The organism is Lentibacillus kimchii (assembly GCF_042666895.1).
GTDB lineage: Bacteria > Bacillota > Bacilli > Bacillales > Amphibacillaceae > Lentibacillus > Lentibacillus kimchii.
Genome location: NZ_JBHTGR010000057.1, coordinates 54,726 through 70,372, shown reverse-complemented (window position 1 = coordinate 70,372; position 15,647 = coordinate 54,726). Strand labels below are relative to the sequence as shown.

Below are 15,647 nucleotides of genomic sequence, written 5' to 3'. Positions count from 1 at the left end.
CGGATTACCTCACTATCTTACGCGTCAGAATTATGCCATACATCCATAATCTGTTTCTTGGCATTGGAAGCCAGCATGTGCTCAGGCTGGATGGCCAACGCCTGATCAAAATGGTCTAGAGCTCCCTCAAGATCCTCTTCATACAACGCAATAACCCCGAGATTATAATGCGCATCACTGTGCGACTCATCCAATTTCAGGACCTGTTTGAAAATCGGTTTGGCATCATCGATATACTCACCCTGGGCAAGTGACAACCCATACTGAAATAAATAATCTGCCTCATTTGGATCCAGCTCAGCTGCACGCATTAAATACGGAAGCGCCAGCTTGTAATCCTCCTGGTGAAAGAAAGTCATACCGAGCAAATAATAAACATCTGCTTCTTCCAGTCCGATTTCAACCGCCTGAAAAAAATGCTTTTGGGCTGTTGCAAAATCTGCCTGATCATAATACAGGCTCCCCAGCCCATAATAGGCTGTTGCTGCATTCTGATCCAGCTCAATCGCCCGGTTGTAGAAAAGCTCAGCGCGCTCTGTATCATTAATATGCAACAACAAATTGCCAAAGTTGATATAGCCGACCGGATCCTTAGGACTTTCTTCAATAATGGCATTAAACAGCCCTGCTGCTTCTTCATATTTTTGCTCTTTCATCAACTCAATCGCCTGCTGGTTTTTATCTTCCATTATGTCACCTCGTTAACTGTCTAAAGTAGCATGCTGCTGTCATGGTTCAGCCGACATAGTCAAGATACGTGTCATCTTTTAGAACCTCATCAATTGTCCCGCCGCCGAGACAAACCTCGTCATCATAAAAGACGACCGATTGTCCAGGCGTGATTGCACGCTGTGTATCATGGAAAGCAACATGAACATTGCCATCTTCCTTTTTGGTAACGGTTACCCCGCAATCCGGCTGACGGTAACGGAATTTAGCTGTGCAGGTAAATTGATCAGGCATCTCTCTAATCCAATTAACCTCTGAGGCAACTAGACTGTCAGAATACAAATTGTCATTATAAAAGCCCTGTCCGACGTACAGAATATTATCATCGAGGTTTTTCCCGACAACAAACCATGGTTCACCAGCTCCGCCGATGCCAAGTCCCTGGCGCTGTCCAAGCGTATAATACATCAGACCGTCATGAGTGCCTTTTTCGACACCGTCCAGTGTTTGCATCAGTCCTGGCTGTGCTGGCAAGTAGCTGCTTAAAAATTCCTTGAAGTTACGTTCGCCGATAAAACAGATACCGGTACTGTCCTTTTTCGATGCTGTCACCAGATCATTTTGGTGAGCAATTTCCCTGACTTCATTTTTAGTCATATCCCCTAAAGGAAACATAACCTTCTCCAGAACATCTGATGTCAGCTGATTCAGAAAGTATGTCTGATCTTTATTATCATCCACACCCCGCAGCATGTCATAATGTCCATTATTCTCTCTCACGCGGGCGAAATGGCCTGTCGCCAGGTAATCGGCACCAAGCGACATGGCATGATCCAAAAATGCTTTAAACTTAATTTCTTTGTTGCACATAACATCTGGGTTGGGTGTTCGGCCTGATTGATATTCATCAAGAAAATAAGTGAACACTTTATCCCAGTACTGTTTCTCGAAATTGACGGCAAAATAGGGGATGTCCAGCTGATTGCAGACGCGGACAACATCATCATAATCGTCGGTCGCCGTACAGACGCCATTTTCATCAGTATCATCCCAATTTTTCATAAAAATGCCAACGACATCATAGCCTTGCTGTTTCAGAAGCAGTGCCGCGACAGACGAGTCTACGCCACCGCTCATACCAACAACTACCCGTGTATCCTCATTTCGTTTCATAAATAGTCACCGCCTTTTAACTGGTTAAACGTTTAACGATCTTAGCAACACGATCAGCTGCTTCGATCACATTTTCTGTCGTATTAAACGATCCGAAACTGAAACGGATCGAATTCATGATGCGTTCATCATTGTCCTGATACATGGCCGCGAGAACATGCGAGGGTTCAATTGAGCCTGCTGTGCAAGCACTTCCGCTTGAAGCTGCTACGCCTTCCAAATCGAAATTGGTCAGCAAAGACTCAACACCAGTTCCTGGAAAACTAAGATTAACAATAGAAGCAATACTGTCATCCAGCTTGCCATTTACAGTATAAGTGATGCCATCAGCAGTCAGCCGCTCCATAAACTGTTCCCTGAACTGACTGTACTTCCCTCGTCTCTCAGCTTTGTTTGCCATCACCAGCTCAACCGCTGTCTGGAAACCGACGACACCTGCCATGTTTTCTGTTCCCGGCCGGTGCTGCCGTTCCTGCTCACCGCCGTGCTGACGTGCCTCCAGTTTAATACCATCAGCTGCATATAAGAAGCCGACCCCTTTTGGGCCATTAATTTTGTGTGAGGACGCTGACAGCAGATCAATCCCGGTCTGGTTAACATCAATATCGATTAAACCAAAAGCCTGAACAGCATCGGTGTGAAAATAGGCCTGATGATCTGATAAAATCTCAGCAGCCGCCTCAATCGGCTGAATAACGCCTGTTTCATTATTGACGTACATAATAGAAACCAGGATTGTTTCCGGCGTCAAAGCGGCTTTCAGCTCATCCGGATTGATACGGCCTGTTTCATCAACAGACAAATAAGTGACACTGAAACCGAGCTGTTCTAAATACGCAGCCGTATCCAATACAGCATGATGCTCTTGAGCCGTTGTAATAATATGATTGCCTTTTGCCTGATTAGCCAGAGAGGTCCCGATCAGTGCCAAGTTATCTGCCTCTGTGCCGCCGCTGGTGAAAACAATCTCTTTTTCATCAGCCTGAATGCTTTTAGCCATACTGCGCCGTGCTTCATCAAGATACTGGCGGGCTTTCCGGCCAAACCTATGCACACTTGATGGATTGCCGAACACAGTCGTCATAACTGGCTGCATGGCTTCAGCTACCTGGGGATCCATCGGTGTTGTGGCTGCATGATCCAAATATATATGATCCATGGTTAATGCCCTTTCTATCTTAAAATAATTTAAATGTAAAACATGTACGTATTCTGATGCTGATCGTTTTCGTGCCGACGCAAATCTTCCAAAGTCGTGGTATCCAGCACATCTTTAACAGCATCACGAATGCGTATCCATAAAGCCTGTTTCGCTGGCTCTTCGTCCTCCATTCCTTCAACAGGCGTGATTGGCCCTTCCAGCACGCGAATGATATCACCGGTTTTTATGTCGCGCGGATCCTGTGCCAGCACATAACCACCATACGCGCCACGAACACTTTTCACCAGTCCAGCGTTTTTTAAAGGGGATGCCAGCTGTTCCAGATAATGTTCGGACAGTCCCTTCTCCCGTGCAATGGTCTTTAACGAAATTGGGCCATTGCCATGGTTTCGTGCCAGTTCAAGCATAATGGTTAAGCCGTAGCGTCCTTTTGTGGAAATCTTCATTTTAAAACACCCCGCGACATCGCTAAATCTGTTAGTCATTGTTGCTCTCTAAATAACCATTATAGCATGAATCACCTGTTTCTTGCATTTTAGCATAATCCGCTTTACGCTTTTACATAGACAGCTCATATCATTTTTATAAAGGACGATCAAAATGAACCAAAAACCACTCGCTTATCGTATGCGGCCCGACCATATAAACGATATTATCGGACAGGAGCACCTGGTTAGCCAAGGGAAAATCTTAAACCGCATGGTCCAGGCCAGCCGTCTGGCGCCCATGATCCTTTTTGGGCCACCCGGCACTGGCAAAACCTCTCTTGCTTACGCTCTGGCCAGGAGCCTGAATATCCAAGTAAAAATGCTGAATGCTGTGGTTGATAAGAAAAAGGACATGGAAATTGTCGTTGAAGAAGCCAAAATGAGCGGCCAGGTTGTCCTGGTGCTCGATGAAGTGCACCGTTTGGATAAATCAAAACAGGACTTTTTGCTCCCGCATATTGAAAGCAATCTCTTGACACTGATCGGCTGTACAACGAGCAACCCTTATCATTCTATTAACCCGGCCATACGCAGCCGCTGCCATTTATTCGAGCTGCACCCATTAACGGTAGCCAATATGAAAACAGCTGTCAGCCGGGCCATTGATGACGATACAAACGGCCTTGGGTCTGAACCAGTCGTGTTAACGGATGAAGCGCTTGAGCATTTGGCATTTGCTGCCAACGGGGATATGCGTGCAGCTTTGAATGGTCTTGAACTTGCCGTCTCATCAACCCCTAAAGACGCGAAAGGTAACATTGTTTTGACACTTGAAGCTGCTGAAGAATGCATGCAGAAAAAAAGTTTCACACATGATAAAGATGGCGACGCGCATTATGATGTTTTATCCGCTTTCCAAAAATCCATACGGGGAAGCGATGCCAATGCCGCCTTACATTATCTGGGGCGCCTGATTGAAGCTGGTGATCTCGACAGCATCGCGCGCCGCATGGTGGTCTGTGCTTACGAGGATATTGGCCTTGCTAATCCGCAAGCCGGACCGCGTGCCGTTACAGCTGTTCAGGCCGCGGAGCGTGTTGGATTTCCAGAGGCGCGCATACCGCTGGCATCAGCTGTTGTCGAACTGGCTCTCTCACCTAAGTCCAATACGGCTTACAAAGCGCTTGACGAAGCTCTGAGCGATATTCGCAGCGGCAAAAGCGGTGACGTCCCAGCCCACCTGAAAGACAGCCATTATCAGGGAGCTCAAGCAATGGGGCGGGGACTCGCGTATCAGTATCCTCACAATTATGAAGGCAGCTGGGTGAACCAGCAATATCTGCCGGATACGATTAAAGACAAAACATATTACAAGCCAAAAGCCAGCAGTAAATTTGAACAGCAGTTAAAAAGGATTCATGAAAATATTCAATCTGAAAAAAATAATACTAGATTCTAGAGGTATAATTCCTTTTTCATACGGTCAAACTAAACAATACAGCTAACAATTCGCTAGAAATATTGCTTTTGATCGTAATTGAAAAAGGAGTTGACTATAATGACAAAAGTTAGACAGGATGCATGGTCCCACGAAGATGATTTATTACTGGCGGAAACCGTATTGCGGCATATCCGGGAAGGCAGCACACAATTAAATGCCTTTGAAGAAGTAGGCGATCAGTTAAACCGGACTTCTGCCGCTTGCGGCTTTCGCTGGAATGCTGAAGTACGCAATAAATACCATGATGCTATCGAACTTGCCAAACGGCAGCGAAAAGAGAAAAAGCGGGCCGCTGCTTCTCAAGAAAGACAGCCGGTTTTATCCGCGGCAGACTCAGCAGAAAGTGACAGGAATCTGCCCCAGCCAGTTCCAGTTACTACAGAAATGGAAACGGCTCAAGAGACCCTGACGCTTAAAAGCGTTATTCAATACTTGCAGCAGTTTAACGAGGACTATCATGCTTCCAGCCAGGCTCAAAAGTCATTGGAGCAAATGGAACAGGAAAATGAGCAGCTTCGTTACCAGGTGCGTGATCTGGAAAGCCAGTTAACACAAACATCCCAAAAGCTTAAAGCTGTTCAGGAAGACTATCAAGTGTTTATGCAGATTATGGACAAGGCCCGCAAAATGACTGTTTTTGATAAGCAGCAGGACAGTTCTGAAGCACCGGCATTCCGGATGGATAAGAACGGAAATCTTGAACAAGTCGCCGACAGCTCATCACACCAATAGAGATGGCCTTTCCGTTTTTAAATATAAAAGGAACCGGCAGTCTGCCGATTCCTCTTTGGGACATATGTATCTATCAATCCCAATTGTGCCGTCTGTTGTCCAGTTTTGAACCCGCTTCAGGCAGGTGGGTGCCCTGTTCCATATCTATTGTGCTTCCCCGTATCGGGGCGTGCACGCAATATGAAAACCTATGTGGGCTCCCTTGTATATAGATGTTCGGTCAAAATGAATGTAACAGACGCACACATCAGGATTGAACGTTCAGCTGATTAACTGTAAATTCATATTAACATAACGGTCATGGATGATCAATATTGAATCACCCAATAAGTAAAATGGTAACTATTACAAGTCGTTAATCACGACACCATCACTCATATTTGGTTCTAATTGACAGTTCATCCAATTGTTTATCAGCTACTTGACTTGGCGCATCTGTCAGCAAATCAGAGGCTGAGGCGGTCTTAGGGAACAGAATGGTATCCCGCAGGTTTGATCTGCCTGCCAGCAGCATAACAATCCTGTCGAGGCCAAGCGCAACGCCACCATGTGGCGGTGTTCCGTACTCAAGTGCCTCAAGCAAAAATCCAAATTGCTCCTCTGCTTCTTCCGGACTGAATCCTAAAACATCAAAAAGTTTATCCTGCTGGTCCCGTTTATAGTTACGTAACGAGCCGCCCCCCAATTCATAGCCATTCAGCACAAGATCATATGCATTGGCCCGGACACTTCCCGGATCAGTATCCAGCTTATCCATATCTTCTTCAAATGGTTTCGTGAACGGATGGTGAGCGGCATCATAGCGCTCCTCATCTTCGTCATACTCCAATAGCGGCCAGTCAGTAACCCAGAGGAAATTGAAGCGATTCTCATCAATCAGCTCCAATTCTTTACCCAGCTTAAGCCGCAGAGCACCTAAACTGTCATAAACAACTGATGCTTTGTCAGCGCCAAAAAGCAGCAAATCGCCTTCTTCAGCTTCGGCTCGGTCAATCAGGCTATTTGCCTCCTCGTCTGTCAAAAACTTAGCAATCGGACCAGTAACTTGTCCGTCCTCAATTTTTAGCCAAGGCAAACCTTTGGCACCATAGACTTTAACAAATTCGGTTAATTGATCAATATCCTTGCGGGAATAACGGGCTGCCTGACCCTTAACATTTAACAAACTGACCTTCCCGCCAGTATCCAATGCACCTTTAAATACCTTAAATGATGATTGAGCTAAAATATCCGACACATGAATTAGTTCCAGACCGAATCGCGTATCTGGCTTATCTGAACCGAATCGTTCCATTGCCTCACGATAAGGCATTTTTTGCAATGGCAGCGGCATATCCACACCTGTTGCTTCTTTTAAGACGTGCTTCATCATCTTTTCAGTCATATCCATGATCTCATCACTTGTCATAAACGAGGTTTCAATATCAATCTGTGTGAACTCCGGCTGCCGATCAGCCCGCAAGTCCTCATCACGGAAGCAGCGAGCGATTTGATAATATTTTTCAAAGCCGCTCATCATGATCAGTTGTTTAAACAACTGCGGTGATTGCGGAAGTGCATAAAATTCACCTTGATGGACACGGCTCGGCACCAGATAATCCCGGGCACCCTCTGGCGTGCTTTTTGTAAGAATTGGTGTTTCCATTTCAATAAACCCGTCATCATTCAAAAAGTTCCGGACAGCCTGGGTTATACGGTGACGCATTTTAAACGTTTCCTGCAGTGATGAACGACGCAGATCAATATAGCGATATTTCAAGCGCAAGTCTTCACTGACCTCTGTTTCGTCTTCAATCAGAAACGGAGGTGTTTTAGCCTTATTTAAAACGCTGGCTTCTGACGCCAAAACTTCAACGCGTCCTGTTCCGATAGCCGGATTTACTGTACTTGGATCACGCTCAACGACTTTACCTTTCACTTCCAAAACATATTCCGATCTGACTTCCTCAGCGGTTTTCAGAGCTTCCTGGGAATGATCCGGGTTAAACACAATTTGGACGATACCGGATTTGTCACGCAAATCAATAAAGATAAGGCCGCCCAAATCACGGCGCGTTTGTACCCAGCCTTTTAATGAGATTGTCTGTTCAACATCTTTAACTTCCAATGTACCTGCTAATGTTCGTTCACTCATCAACATTTCCTCCTGACAGCTTGCCTTGCAAGTAGTTTGCGAGTTGTGCTAAAGGCACTTCTTGTTGCTCGCCTGTACGCATATCTTTCACATTAATCACTTGCTGCTCAATTTCACTCTCACCTAATACAAGCACAAATTTGGCTTGGTATCGATCTGCTGCTTTGAACTGTGCTTTCATTTTGCGGTCCTGGTAGTCTCTGTCAACCTGAATGCCTTTACGGCGCAATTCATGGGCAATTTGGACTGAGGCCTCATCCGCCTCATCACCAACCGTCACCAGAAAACAATCCAGCTCCTCATCAGTCGGTATGGTGATGTTTTCAGCTTCCAGCGCCATCAGCAGACGTTCCAGTCCCATGCCGAACCCGATGCCTGGCGTACTCGGTCCGCCCAATTCTTCGACCAATCCATTATATCTGCCGCCGCCGGCCAGGGTAGTGATCGCTCCGAATCCTTCTGCCTCGCTCATAATTTCAAAAGCAGTATGGTTATAATAGTCAAGGCCCCGGACAAGCGTAGGATCAACTTCATAGTCAATTCCCATTGCGGTGAGATAGTTCTTAACTTTTTCAAAATACATGGTCGAAGCGTCATTCAAGTAATCGAGAACGGAAGGTGCTGTCTTCATAGCAGGATGGTCCTGATCTGTCTTACAATCCAAAATACGCAGCGGATTTTGCGTTAAACGTGTTTGGCAATCACTGCATAATTCATCTTTATAAGGCGTAAAATGATTCACAAGTGCCTCCCGGTGATTTACCCGGCTTTCTTGATCACCGAGTGAGTTAATGACGAGTTTCAGAGATGAAAGGCCAAGTTCCTTATATACTGACATCGCCAGGTCGATAATTTCTGCATCAATTGCCGGATCAGCACTGCCCATTGCCTCGACCCCGAATTGGTTCATTTGCCGCATCCGCCCTTTTTGCGGCCGCTCATACCGGAACATTTCGGCAAAATAATATAATTTAACCGGCTGAGTCGGATAACCATGCATTTTATGCTCGATAAACGAGCGGACAACCGATGCCGTTCCTTCGGGGCGCAGTGTCAGACTGCGGCCGCCGCGGTCTTCGAATGTATACATTTCCTTCTGAACAATGTCAGTTGAATCACCGACGCCTCGCTGAAACACCTCTGTATGCTCAAACAATGGTGTTCTTATTTCATCAAAATGATATCTGCGGCAAATATCTTTGATTGTATTTTCAATAAACTGCCATTTGGCAGCCTCTTCGGGTAAAATATCAAACGTTCCCCGTGGAGCCTTCATGCTCATTGTCCATACCTCCAACTCGATTGTGATTGTTACACAGTTTTTAACCCGGGCGGTTTTGCCCCTGCCGTCTACAACATATAAAAAGCCCCCTCCCCTTATAAATAAGGGACGGGAGCTTACCCGCGTTGCCACCCTGGTTGATGTCTCTAACATCCGCTCACAGCAGTTAACGCCTGCACACGTCTGCAACTACTTCGAAAACAGCTGACATTGTCGGAGCGCTTCCGATAATGCTTTTGCTGCAGCTGCTCCTGTTCGATACAGAGCCCAAGGAATGTCGTTCATCAGGACTTATGCAAAAATGTTCTCAGCCTCTGACATCTTCTCTCTTGGCATAAGGAATCTGACTACTCTTTCCTTCGTTGGCTTTACTATTAGCGCTCTTGAATGATTACTATATTAAGATGTCACATCCCCGTTGTCAAGTACGAGTTACTTTTTTCCTCAGTCTTTGCACCGCACCCAGTGAGATGCCTAATTCTTCTGATATCTCCATATGCTGAAAGCTGTCTTCAATTTCCATGAACCGATGAAAGTCAACCCCGTAAATATCATTACTAACGTTTGAGCGCGATTGCTTGTCCTGAAAACGCATAGCAGATTCCTCCCTTGTTACCGTTAGTCTTACCGATTCAGTCACTTTTAATCATCGGTGGCAGGAATCTGATGCAATCAGAATTTATGATGTCACTGACAAGACACAGCGTATCTATCGTTCCCTAATGTCGTTACTTTGTTTCAGCACTGTCCAATATAATCGTTACAGGTCCGTCATTCGTGAGCTGAATCTGCATTTCTTCACCAAATTCACCTGTCTTCACATCAACATGATGCGCTTTGATTTGTTCATTAAAATAGTCATAAAGAGCCCTTGCTTGTTCAGGTTTTGCAGCTTGCAAATAATTAGGGCGCCTTCCTTTACGCGTATCCGCATACAGTGTGAATTGAGATATTGACAATACGTCGTAAGATATATCCTTTAAAGAATGGTTCATTTTACCATCTTCGTCTGAGAAAATCCGTAGATTGACAAGCTTATTGACAAGATAATCCGCATCTGTTTCTGTATCCTCATGCGTAACACCAAGCAGAACAACCAGACCGTGGTTGATTGCCCCAACAACTGATTCATTTACTGTTACGCTCGCATCTCTCGCCCGCTGAATAACTGCCTTCATGCTTCAACCCCTTATTCTCTAATGGTTTATTGAATAATCCGTGTCACAGTATAAATATCTTTTATCTGTTTAATTCGCTTCACAACCCGTTTCAAATGACTTTTATCATGAATCAGAATGGTGATATGAATCACAGCCATTCGCTTCCGGTCTGAGCGGCCATTAACGTAAGTAATATTTGTTTTGGTTTCGTTGACTGCCTGTAGCACTTCATTCACCAGGCCGCGACGGTCATACCCGGAAATTTCCAGATCAACATGATACTGTTTCTTATTTGACTGATTAGTTTCCCACTCAACATGCAGTCGCCGCTGATCATCCTCATCTGACTGGACATTAGGGCAATCCGTACGATGAACAGATACGCCCCGTCCTTTGGTAATATAGCCAGTAATTGGATCACCGGGCACCGGGTTACAGCATTTGGCTAACCGAATCAGTAAGTTGTCGACACCTTCTACTTTGACACCTGAATCCCCTTTTTGCACTTCTTGCGTTAATTTATCTGGTTTAATGTCTTCGATGGATTCTTCCAGGTGCTGTTTTTTCTGTTTAGCCTGGCGTACCTTATCTGTTAAACGATTCGCAATTAAGGCGGCGGTAATACCCTGATAACCAACTGCAGCATACATGTCGTTCTCAGTTGAAAAACTATATTTTTCATATACACGTTTTAAATTGTCCTGAGTCAGAACCTGTTTTGGCTCGATGCCAAGAGCGCGGATTTCTTTATCAACCGCCTCTTTTCCTTTGCTGATATTTTCATCACGTCGCTGTTTTTTAAAAAACTGTTTAATTTTGGTTTTCGCCTGAGATGTCTGGGTGATCGCCAGCCAATCCTGTGATGGACCGTAGGAATGCTGAGAGGTCATAACATCAACAATATCACCATTCCTCAGCTGATAATCCAGCGGTTCCATTTTACCGTTCACTTTAGCGCCAACCGTCTTGTTGCCGACTTCCGTATGAATTTTGTAGGCAAAATCAAGCGGCACTGAGCCAGAGGGCAATTCAATAACGTCCCCTTTGGGTGTAAAAACATACACCATATCCGAAAACAAATCAATTTTTAATGTTTCCATAAATTCTTCGGCATCATGGGTTTCACTTTGCCAATCAAGAATTTCCCGAAACCAGGTCAATCTATCCTCAAATGACTGACTTCCCTTCGACAGCTGTTTTCCTTCCTTATAAGCCCAGTGTGCAGCTATCCCATATTCAGCAATTTCATGCATTTCTTGGGTCCGTATCTGTACTTCAAGCGGGTCACCTTGTGGACCAATAACCGTTGTATGCAATGACTGATAGAGATTCAGTTTCGGCATAGCAATATAATCTTTGAATCTGCCCGGCATCGGTTTCCAACGTGTATGAATAATGCCAAGTACGGCGTAGCAATCTTTTACACTGTTAACAATAATCCGAATGGCCAGTAAATCATAAATCTCATTGAATTGTTTGCTTTGCTTAACCATTTTCCGATAAATACTGTACAAATGTTTGGGTCTGCCGGAAACATCAGCCTCGATGCTGAAATCATTTAATTGATCATTCAATTCATTCATCACATCATCAATATAGGATTCCCGTTCATTGCGTTTTTGTTTCATAAGCTGAACAATCCGGTAATATTGCTGCGGGTTCAGGTAACGCAATGCGGTATCTTCAAGTTCCCATTTGATTGTTGATATTCCCAGCCGGTGAGCTAAAGGGGCGAATATTTCAAGCGTTTCATTGGATATACTGCGCTGTTTTTCAGGCCGCAAATACTTCAGTGTCCGCATGTTGTGCAGCCGATCAGCAAGTTTAATCAGGATGACCCGGATGTCTTTTGCCATCGCCACAAACATTTTGCGGTGATTTTCCGCCTGGATAGCTTCTTTTGATTTATATTTGATTTTGCCGAGCTTCGTCACACCATCAACCAGCATGGCCAGTTCATGACCGAATGAATCTTCCAATTCATTCAATGTCACCGGTGTATCCTCCACAACGTCATGCAAAAAACCGCCTGCAATGGTCACCGGGTCCAGCTCAAGTTCAACCAGAATCCCGGCAACCTGAATCGGATGAATAATATAAGCTTCACCTGATTTCCGGAACTGATCCTTATGGGCATTCTCCGCAAACGTATAAACACGGCGCAGGTAATCTGCATCCTCTTCCGTCAAATAACGGCGGGCTTCATTAATCACGTCGTCACTTGTCAGCGTCGTTTCCTTAGCCATTAACATCACCTGATTTCACTTTCACTGTACTTTCTGATTGTTCAGCCCAGTGCTAAATCTCTTGTACCGTTCACATATCGATACGAAGGACTTCAATGTCTGTTCTTACAGTATTGAAAAAATTTGCTGAAATGTAAAGAAAAAACGTTTATTATGTCTGTTTTCGCACGCTTCGAGTCAGCTTAATGCGTTAAAACAAACACACCTTAGGCAGCCGCTAGTAATGGATTAATGTCAATACATCATAGCCATCCAATTTAGCTGAACCATTTAAATAGGACAGTTCAACCAGAAAGGCACAGCCGACGACAATACCCCCCAGCTGCTCGACTAATTTAATCGTTGCTTCAATCGTACCGCCCGTTGCCAGAAGGTCATCTGTGATAAGAACACGCTGGCCAGGCTGAATAGCATCCTGATGAATCGTCAGGACATTCTGACCGTATTCAAGTCCGTAATCGACTTTTATCACATCACGCGGCAATTTCCCTTCTTTCCTGACAGGGGCAAAGCCAACTTCCATTGCATAAGAAACAGGACAGCCAATAATAAATCCGCGCGCTTCAGGTCCCACAACAAGATCAATTTCTTTTTCACGAGCAAAGGTGACAATTTCATCTGTAGCTGATTTAAAAGCTTTCCCGTTATTCATCAAAGGTGTGATATCTTTAAATTGAACGCCGTCTTTAGGCCAATCTTCCACAATTTCGACATAATTTTTATAGTCCATAAGCCATTTCCTCCCCAGACGCTTGTACGTCTTTCATACATGCTATTAGCCACGATTGCAATTCATCATAAGTTGAGTAGTATAACGTTTTCTCAATTTTGGCCTGTTCCAGTCGTTCCTGGTAAATCGCCGATTCTGTTAAATCCCGTTTAACAGGCTCCATATTTAACTCAATCGTGCCATCCGTCATTTTAACAAAACCGAGGTCAAAAAACACATCTGCCATAAACTGCAAATGATCCTTTGTCCATCCTTTAGCGTCCATGATCATAGGAAAATCATGACGCATATCCAATTGCTTTCGTTGCAGCAGATGCTTATAGAGCCATTTAAAGTCCTCTTTTGACGGGAAAACATTCATAAATGCACTGTTCGTCACTTGGAAACAGACATGAATATTCTCAGGCTGCAGCTTTTGCAGCATCATGTGCAATGTTCGCAAGTCAGTTGGCAAATCAAACAAAAATAGTGTATCGCCACCCACCAGGCTGTCTATGGCCGCATCATATGTCATCCGCGTAACATGATCCGGCAGCTGATCTTCATCCGGCAATGATCTGTAAACAGCTATCTGCTTCCTTTGAGGATTTACGAAACGTGTCATATCAACGTTTCTTTGTCCCCGGTGGTCAAACAATTGCCATTCATCAATTTTCATATCCTGCATGATAATCTGAACTTTGCGAAAGCCATTCCATTCATTAATGCCGAGTTCTCCGACCACCGATACCTGCGTTTGCGGTGTCATATAATCGTATAAATCGCCTAATCCAAAACCAATAGCATCAAGTGTCTTTTGCTGGTTATGAAATTGCAGTTTCAAATGATTTTTACGCTGACCGACCTGCTTAGCAGCAGCCGGCAGTTCTTTTATATGAAAAACTGGCTTGGGATTCGCCATCCCAAATGGTGCCAGCTGGGCCATTTCCTCAACCAATTCCTGATTAGCTTCCGGCAGAGCAATCGACTTTGTAACAGCTATCTCCTGTGTAAAATCTGCTGAATCCAGCTGCTCATAAATCAAATGATGCAATTCTGATTTAAGGGTGTCAAAGTTGTCCAAAGGCATCGTCATCCCAGCTGCCTGGGCATGGCCGCCAAAATGGGTGAAAAGCTCTTTTACTCGCATACAATTGCTGAATAAATCAAAAGCTGGAATACTTCTAGCGGATCCTTTCATAGTGCCTTCTTCCGGGAATATGGACATCACAATGGCCGGCCTGTCGTATTTCCGGACCAGATTGGCAGCTACAATGCCCAGCACACCCTGATTCCAACCTTCTTTGGCTGCCACAATAACACCTTGATCACCGACTGGCGCTATCATGTCCTCTGCTTCTTTAACAATAGTATTAACGATTTCCTGCCGTTTTTGATTAATCGACTGGACGGTCTCAGCCATCTGACTGGCTTCCTCCTGATTATCGCTCAACAGCAGCTGAACAGCTAAATTGGCATCCTGCAAACGGCCGACAGCATTAATTCTGGGCCCAAGTGAAAAGCCTATGTCCTCTTCATCAACACTTCCTTCAATACCAGACACTTTCTTAAGAGCGATTAAACCTGGTTTCGTCGCAGCGGACAAAGCTTTTAAACCAAGTGAGGCAAAAACCCGGTTCTCACCTCTTAATGGAACCATATCAGCAATTGTCCCAATCGCAAGCCAGTCGAGAAATTGTTCAGGAAAGTACCCGAGCAGTCTCTCCGCAAACTTGACCGCGACGCCTGCTCCCGCCAGATCTTTAAATGGATAAGACGGTGAACAGTTTGGATGGATCGTCGCATAAGCATCCGGCAGCACTTCCTGCGGCTCGTGATGGTCGGTGATGATCAAATCAATGCCCAGCTGTTTGGCAACCTCAGCTTCGTGAACAGCCGCAATCCCGGTATCCACAGTTATGATTAGCCGACAGCCATTCGCAGACGCTGCTTTAAATGCTTCTTCATTCGGACCATAGCCTTCTGTGAATCGATTAGGAATATAATAATCACAATTCGCTCCCAGTTCCTTCAGCGTTTGAATCATGATCGCTGTGGACGTTACGCCATCAGCATCGTAATCCCCGTATACAAGAATCTTTTCACCTGTATTTATACTTTGATAGACACGTTCTGCCGCTTCATCGATCATCGACAACAACTGCACAGAATTAATATGAGCCAATTCTGGCGACAAAAACCTAGCAGCCTCTTCATCTGATGTAATGCCCAGCTTTATAAGCATTTCTTTCATAAACGGTGAGAAACGACGGGATTCCCACTGTGCTGTATCGTGATATTCATCGGCAAAGTTCCATTTCATTTTGCTTTCTAACATAAGCTCACCTCTGACGCCCATCAGTATACAAGAGATCAGCTTTGGGGGCAATCGCGGGTTTATTCCAAGCCGGTATTCATCCGTTAAATTTAACCTAAAAACCCCCTGATGCC

13 protein-coding genes, 1 other RNA gene and 1 other annotated feature are annotated in these 15,647 nt (G+C 44.9%); of the genes, 2 read left to right on the top strand and 12 right to left on the bottom strand.

Annotated features, from left to right (window positions below; genetic code table 11):
- Positions 1-17 precede the first annotated feature (17 nt).
- The 4 genes from ACFQU8_RS12595 to cymR are packed head-to-tail and all read right to left on the bottom strand — an operon-like array spanning position 18 to position 3,450.
- Positions 18-689, bottom strand: coding sequence for a tetratricopeptide repeat protein (locus tag ACFQU8_RS12595; RefSeq protein ID WP_382360783.1), 672 nt, complete (start codon positions 687-689; stop codon positions 18-20).
- Positions 690-735: 46 nt separating this feature from the next.
- Positions 736-1,842 carry a tRNA 2-thiouridine(34) synthase MnmA gene (mnmA, locus tag ACFQU8_RS12590; protein ID WP_382360780.1) on the bottom strand — a complete coding sequence of 369 codons (1,107 nt, stop codon included), beginning with the start codon at positions 1,840-1,842 and terminating at the stop codon, positions 736-738.
- Positions 1,843-1,858: 16 nt separating this feature from the next.
- Positions 1,859-3,001: a cysteine desulfurase family protein gene (locus ACFQU8_RS12585; RefSeq protein WP_382360777.1), complete on the bottom strand. Its 1,143-nt coding sequence runs from the start codon at positions 2,999-3,001 to the stop codon at positions 1,859-1,861.
- A 29-nt stretch (positions 3,002-3,030) separates the two neighbouring features.
- Entirely contained in the window at positions 3,031-3,450 is a 420-nt protein-coding gene (gene cymR / locus ACFQU8_RS12580) for a cysteine metabolism transcriptional regulator CymR (RefSeq protein WP_382360774.1), read from the bottom strand.
- A 154-nt stretch (positions 3,451-3,604) separates the two neighbouring features.
- Here cymR and ACFQU8_RS12575 point away from each other — a divergent pair, with 154 nt between their 5' ends.
- A complete protein-coding gene (locus ACFQU8_RS12575) occupies positions 3,605-4,891 on the top strand; it encodes a replication-associated recombination protein A (RefSeq protein ID WP_382360771.1) in 1,287 nt (428 codons plus the stop codon).
- A gap of 99 nt (positions 4,892-4,990) precedes the next feature.
- Entirely contained in the window at positions 4,991-5,665 is a 675-nt protein-coding gene (locus tag ACFQU8_RS12570; protein WP_382360768.1) for an RsfA family transcriptional regulator, read from the top strand.
- Positions 5,666-5,737: 72 nt separating this feature from the next.
- Here ACFQU8_RS12570 and ssrS read toward each other — a convergent pair.
- The 8 genes from ssrS to recJ all read right to left on the bottom strand — a co-directional run bounded on the left by ssrS (position 5,738) and on the right by recJ (position 15,534).
- Positions 5,738-5,922: non-coding RNA, 6S RNA (gene ssrS, locus ACFQU8_RS12565), on the bottom strand.
- Between the two features lie 113 nt (positions 5,923-6,035).
- On the bottom strand, positions 6,036-7,799 hold the full coding sequence (gene aspS, locus ACFQU8_RS12560) for an aspartate--tRNA ligase (protein WP_382360765.1): 1,764 nt from the start codon (positions 7,797-7,799) through the stop codon (positions 6,036-6,038).
- A complete protein-coding gene (gene hisS / locus ACFQU8_RS12555) occupies positions 7,792-9,081 on the bottom strand; it encodes a histidine--tRNA ligase (RefSeq protein ID WP_382360762.1) in 1,290 nt (429 codons plus the stop codon). The genes aspS and hisS overlap by 8 nt, the downstream gene beginning before the upstream one ends.
- Before the next feature lie 101 nt (positions 9,082-9,182).
- Positions 9,183-9,453 (bottom strand) — a binding site (T-box leader).
- 49 nt (positions 9,454-9,502) lie between these two features.
- Positions 9,503-9,676, bottom strand: a complete 174-nt coding sequence (locus ACFQU8_RS12550; RefSeq protein ID WP_382360759.1) for a hypothetical protein — start codon at positions 9,674-9,676, stop codon at positions 9,503-9,505.
- A 133-nt stretch (positions 9,677-9,809) separates the two neighbouring features.
- Entirely contained in the window at positions 9,810-10,259 is a 450-nt protein-coding gene (gene dtd, locus ACFQU8_RS12545) for a D-aminoacyl-tRNA deacylase (RefSeq protein WP_382360756.1), read from the bottom strand.
- A 26-nt stretch (positions 10,260-10,285) separates the two neighbouring features.
- The gene (locus ACFQU8_RS12540) at positions 10,286-12,487 is read right to left on the bottom strand and encodes a RelA/SpoT family protein (protein WP_382360753.1); all 2,202 of its coding nucleotides are present in this window, start codon (positions 12,485-12,487) and stop codon (positions 10,286-10,288) included.
- Positions 12,488-12,704: 217 nt separating this feature from the next.
- The gene (locus tag ACFQU8_RS12535) at positions 12,705-13,217 is read right to left on the bottom strand and encodes an adenine phosphoribosyltransferase (RefSeq protein ID WP_382360750.1); all 513 of its coding nucleotides are present in this window, start codon (positions 13,215-13,217) and stop codon (positions 12,705-12,707) included.
- Positions 13,207-15,534 (bottom strand): single-stranded-DNA-specific exonuclease RecJ, encoded by a 2,328-nt coding sequence (recJ, locus tag ACFQU8_RS12530; RefSeq protein ID WP_382360747.1) that lies wholly within the window; start codon positions 15,532-15,534, stop codon positions 13,207-13,209. The genes ACFQU8_RS12535 and recJ overlap by 11 nt, the downstream gene beginning before the upstream one ends.
- Positions 15,535-15,647: the final 113 nt, after the last annotated feature.

What these genes read in the sequence shown, in the direction of transcription:
- ACFQU8_RS12595 (WP_382360783.1), bottom strand. Translation starts at nt 689, where the DNA reads ATGGAAGATAAAAACCAGCAGGCGATTGAGTTGATGAAAGAGCAAAAA.
- mnmA (WP_382360780.1), bottom strand. Translation starts at nt 1,842, where the DNA reads ATGAAACGAAATGAGGATACACGGGTAGTTGTTGGTATGAGCGGTGGC.
- ACFQU8_RS12585 (WP_382360777.1), bottom strand. Translation starts at nt 3,001, where the DNA reads ATGGATCATATATATTTGGATCATGCAGCCACAACACCGATGGATCCC.
- cymR (WP_382360774.1), bottom strand. Translation starts at nt 3,450, where the DNA reads ATGAAGATTTCCACAAAAGGACGCTACGGCTTAACCATTATGCTTGAA.
- ACFQU8_RS12575 (WP_382360771.1), top strand. Translation starts at nt 3,605, where the DNA reads ATGAACCAAAAACCACTCGCTTATCGTATGCGGCCCGACCATATAAAC.
- ACFQU8_RS12570 (WP_382360768.1), top strand. Translation starts at nt 4,991, where the DNA reads ATGACAAAAGTTAGACAGGATGCATGGTCCCACGAAGATGATTTATTA.
- aspS (WP_382360765.1), bottom strand. Translation starts at nt 7,799, where the DNA reads ATGAGTGAACGAACATTAGCAGGTACATTGGAAGTTAAAGATGTTGAA.
- hisS (WP_382360762.1), bottom strand. Translation starts at nt 9,081, where the DNA reads ATGAGCATGAAGGCTCCACGGGGAACGTTTGATATTTTACCCGAAGAG.
- ACFQU8_RS12550 (WP_382360759.1), bottom strand. Translation starts at nt 9,676, where the DNA reads ATGCGTTTTCAGGACAAGCAATCGCGCTCAAACGTTAGTAATGATATT.
- dtd (WP_382360756.1), bottom strand. Translation starts at nt 10,259, where the DNA reads ATGAAGGCAGTTATTCAGCGGGCGAGAGATGCGAGCGTAACAGTAAAT.
- ACFQU8_RS12540 (WP_382360753.1), bottom strand. Translation starts at nt 12,487, where the DNA reads ATGGCTAAGGAAACGACGCTGACAAGTGACGACGTGATTAATGAAGCC.
- ACFQU8_RS12535 (WP_382360750.1), bottom strand. Translation starts at nt 13,217, where the DNA reads ATGGACTATAAAAATTATGTCGAAATTGTGGAAGATTGGCCTAAAGAC.
- recJ (WP_382360747.1), bottom strand. Translation starts at nt 15,534, where the DNA reads ATGTTAGAAAGCAAAATGAAATGGAACTTTGCCGATGAATATCACGAT.